We start from the raw sequence: 3,662 nt of genomic DNA, 5'->3' as shown, positions 1-3,662 counted from the left end.
CTGCTGCTTTCTTCACATTTAGGTACAAATATTATGAACTCCAAATCCAAAGCGAAAAAGAATCAAGCCCTATGGAATGATGCTATGACTAAATATAAGCTTAACGAGCGTCATGTTGCAATGGCAAAACGCCTGAATATGAATCCCAAGAATTTCTCTAGATACGCTACCCCGAAAGGGAAACGAAAACAGCAAGGCTGGAAACTTCCCTTACCTCAATTTATTGAAAAAACATTTGCTAAAAAATATCCTCACAGTCCTGAAGGACAAAGAGCAATCGCTCAAAGACGAGCACGGAAAGCTGCCCGACGTGAGAAAAAGCGAGCACAGGTTTCGTAGCCTGTTGGCGAAGCGGACTGAATGTGCGTCCATTCACCTTTTGAATCGTATCAGTTTTATTTGGCGACGCACATTCAGCAACAGGCAGTCCGTTGGGGGCTTGGGGGTGTCTCGGACTAACACCCCCAAAAAAACAAACAGCCCGATAGGGCTTCCTTATAGTTATTTACCTGTTCTCAGGAAACTATTTTCACCAAACTCCTATAGTATGGAATAATTGGGCGTAGTCGGTGGTCTGAAATGAAAGTAGATCGGCATGGCAAGGCAAAAATACTTACCACGGATGAAATTAACCTCGTCTTCTACGAAGGACTAAAAAACGATCGCGACAGAGCAATGTTTGCCCTCTGCCTTTACACTGCCTGCCGTATCAAAGAGTGCGTCACCCTAAGAACTACCGATGTTTACTACCGTCTCGGCGTAGTACGACCAGAAATCATTTTCCGCAAAGGAAATACCAAAGGCAAGCTTGCAACACGCTGTATACCCGTCATAGAAGATTTACGGAGGATGCTGCTTCACTACTACCCGTCCCCCCGCACCTGGTATTACTTTCCAGGCTTGAGCGGACAAGGACATACCCATCCAGGATCAGCCAGTAGGGTTTTGCAAAAAGCTTGTGACAGAGTGGGTATCCAAGGAGCGAGTACCCATAGTTTCAGACGTACTGCACTTACTCTCATGAGTAACGAAGGAATTCCCTTGCGAATTATCCAAGAAATAAGCGGACATAAAAGTTTACACGAGCTCCAGAAATATTTAGAGGTCACCCCCGATCAGGTGAAAGGTGCAGTAGCAAGCCTTTCTTTACTCTCACCTGTTAAAAAATCGTCGTATGATCACACCCCAGTCTCACCCCAATCTCAACCTCAAAACAATAATTCTTTTTAAGCTGGTCTTAACTTGTTAGATCAAATGCAGCGAAATAGTAGATAATTCCAAATGAAGCGATTTTATGTTGCGCTAGGTAAAAGCGATCTCGAAGAGATCCGCGAAGCGGTGCGCACCTTATATTAAGGAAACGACTGCTCTAAGACAACGAAAACGCAAAATCGCGATAACTGGAGATCTAACCTTCCAGAAACCGCGAAATTAACGTTATTTTGTCTGATTGAAAAGCAAGGAATTAGCATCTCTTTTTCACCAAAGTCTAATTCTTGCCGAGGTACAAACTAGATCATTTTCGACCGCGATTCTTGTTAACTGCGAATTAGCAAGATCGCTTTAAAGGTCGAAGCTGACTTATTCTTGGTTCACTTTCATATGTGAACAGCCGTGACTACTAGCCGACAGAAATATCAGCCAACATCGTCTTGACTTGATCTCATTATAGTTCAGGTTAGCACGATTATTGGTCATTACGATTGGATCGCTTCAAATCGTAAACCATTTCCCTGAACCGAAATCGTGTCATTTTCACCTCTTTTTCCCGAAAATCAAGAGAATCATCAACCTACTCTCCAGGAGCAGCTACTACGAGACAAATTATACACCCTGTTCAGCCATGCCTGGGATTTCATCATCAAAGAACGTCCAGAATCAGACTGGAAAACTGTTAAAAAATATTGCTTAACCAAAGAAAAACTTTGGTACAAATTTACCGACTTACTCCAGACTATCGGTATCCGCTTCGGGCAATACACTAAACACACCGTCGTGGATGTCGATAGGTGGGGGCTCATCCATCCCTACACCAATGAAGAAGCCTATCATCGTCTCAAAGGGGCACTAGAAGCTATTGGGCTCATCAATTCAGTGACGGTGCGCTCCAGTGAAAGCGAAGGACTACACCTCTACTACTTCTTTAAAGAAGCTGTACCCACCTTTAAGCTTGCCTGCTCCCTGCGCTGGGCTCTAGAGCAGGCAGGATTTACCATTAAACCTGGGCACCTAGAGCTTTTTCCCAATACTAAGCACTTTAAGAAGCATCACAAGGGGAAAAAACGCGAATTTAGCTACTACAATGGGCACAGGCTACCGTTACAACAGGGCTCCTGCCTGCTCGATAAGGATTTTACGCCCTACAGCAACAAGTTAGAACACTTCTTTCAAGCAGCAGAAGTATCGGCTCAAAACAACGATCTTGAACTGCTCAGCAGCACTTTTGAAGAAGCTGATACCTGGTTCAAGCAGACCTACAGAAGCTATGCCAGCAAAGGAAACAACAGCGATTATCAGGACTGGCTCAAAAACAGTACGAGGTATATTGCTGAAGGGTGGACTGATAATCATCAGACCAACGATCTCCTTTTGACGATCGCTAATGTCGGGGTGAAAGCGCACCATTTAGAAGGTGAAGAACTGGCGCAGTTTATTGAAGACACTGCCGTTGCTGCCCCAGGCTATTACCCTCACTGTCGGCATCGACATGAAATCAAACAGAGAAGTCGCGATGTCGCACGCAGCGCAGAAAAATACTGGAGAGCCTACCCGTCTCGTCCCCGACGGAGCTTTACCTACCAGGAGATGGTCGAGCGTTTAGAGAAACGATCTCATAAACCCAATCTCAATGAAGTCAAACGCGATCGCGCTTCGCAGAGAATTACCGATACCGTGGCGCACCTTTCTGAGACACTTCAAGCACTTCCCCGCACGGTTAAAACGCTTATGAAGCTTATTAGGGAAACTTCAAAGCAATTATTTGGCATCAGTGTCAGTGACAAAACCCTCAAGAAAGAGAGTAATCTTCCCCTCTGGCATCCTCGATTTCTCAAACAACAGGAAGGAAATCCCTATGCTACTACTGCTGCTGCCCAAGAGGAACGTACAGAGCCAGCACAGACGGTATGCAGCAAGAAACTAACCGAGCAGGTTATGCAGCAAGAATCGGTGTCTGAGTTGCCTGTTGTAGCACCTCCATCACCTCCTGAACCACACAGAGTACCAGAACCAGTCGTACCACAAGAAGTACTACAGGCAGACCCCTTACCGACAAGGCATCAGGAAAGTGGGGCTACACCTTCTTGTGTAGTACGCAAAAATGACCCCGTATCAGAATCGCCAGAAACCAATACCAGTAACGGTTGCAACAATCGGGGCTACACCTTGTCCCTTATGAAGGGTATTATGTGCTTTCGCGTAGCGGAAATGCTTTTTCAACTATTCCAACGAGCTTACTGTACTGCCGTTATGGACACTCCAGGACTAGACCTTGTGTATCAGAATGGGGAAGGGAGAACGGTGAATGGCTTGGTATATGGGGTAAAGCTAAGGAAGCTACCATAAGTGCCAAGTCAAAAATATAAAGTTCTCTTTTTGACTTTGGAATACGAACTTATTGAAATTTTGTTAAAAACTGATGCCAAAAAATCATAAATTTAGCT

General features: G+C 44.9%; 3 protein-coding genes. All 3 read left to right on the top strand.

From position 1 onward, the window contains the following. Positions 1-339, top strand: a 339-nt coding sequence (locus H1P_RS31755; protein WP_222427344.1) for a hypothetical protein, incomplete at its 5' end; no start/stop codon positions are given. A 240-nt stretch (positions 340-579) separates the two neighbouring features. Beyond that, positions 580-1,230 (top strand): tyrosine-type recombinase/integrase, encoded by a 651-nt coding sequence (locus H1P_RS31750; RefSeq protein WP_144875236.1) that lies wholly within the window; start codon positions 580-582, stop codon positions 1,228-1,230. A gap of 1,359 nt (positions 1,231-2,589) precedes the next feature. Beyond that, on the top strand, positions 2,590-3,564 hold the full coding sequence (locus tag H1P_RS31745) for a hypothetical protein (protein WP_144875234.1): 975 nt from the start codon (positions 2,590-2,592) through the stop codon (positions 3,562-3,564). Positions 3,565-3,662 lie beyond the last annotated feature (98 nt).

It is taken from the genome of Hyella patelloides LEGE 07179 (assembly GCF_900659865.1).
GTDB classification, from domain to species: Bacteria; Cyanobacteriota; Cyanobacteriia; order Cyanobacteriales; family Xenococcaceae; genus Hyella; species Hyella patelloides.
Note: the sequence above shows the minus strand (reverse complement) of the source record. Positions and strands in the feature narration are given on the sequence as shown.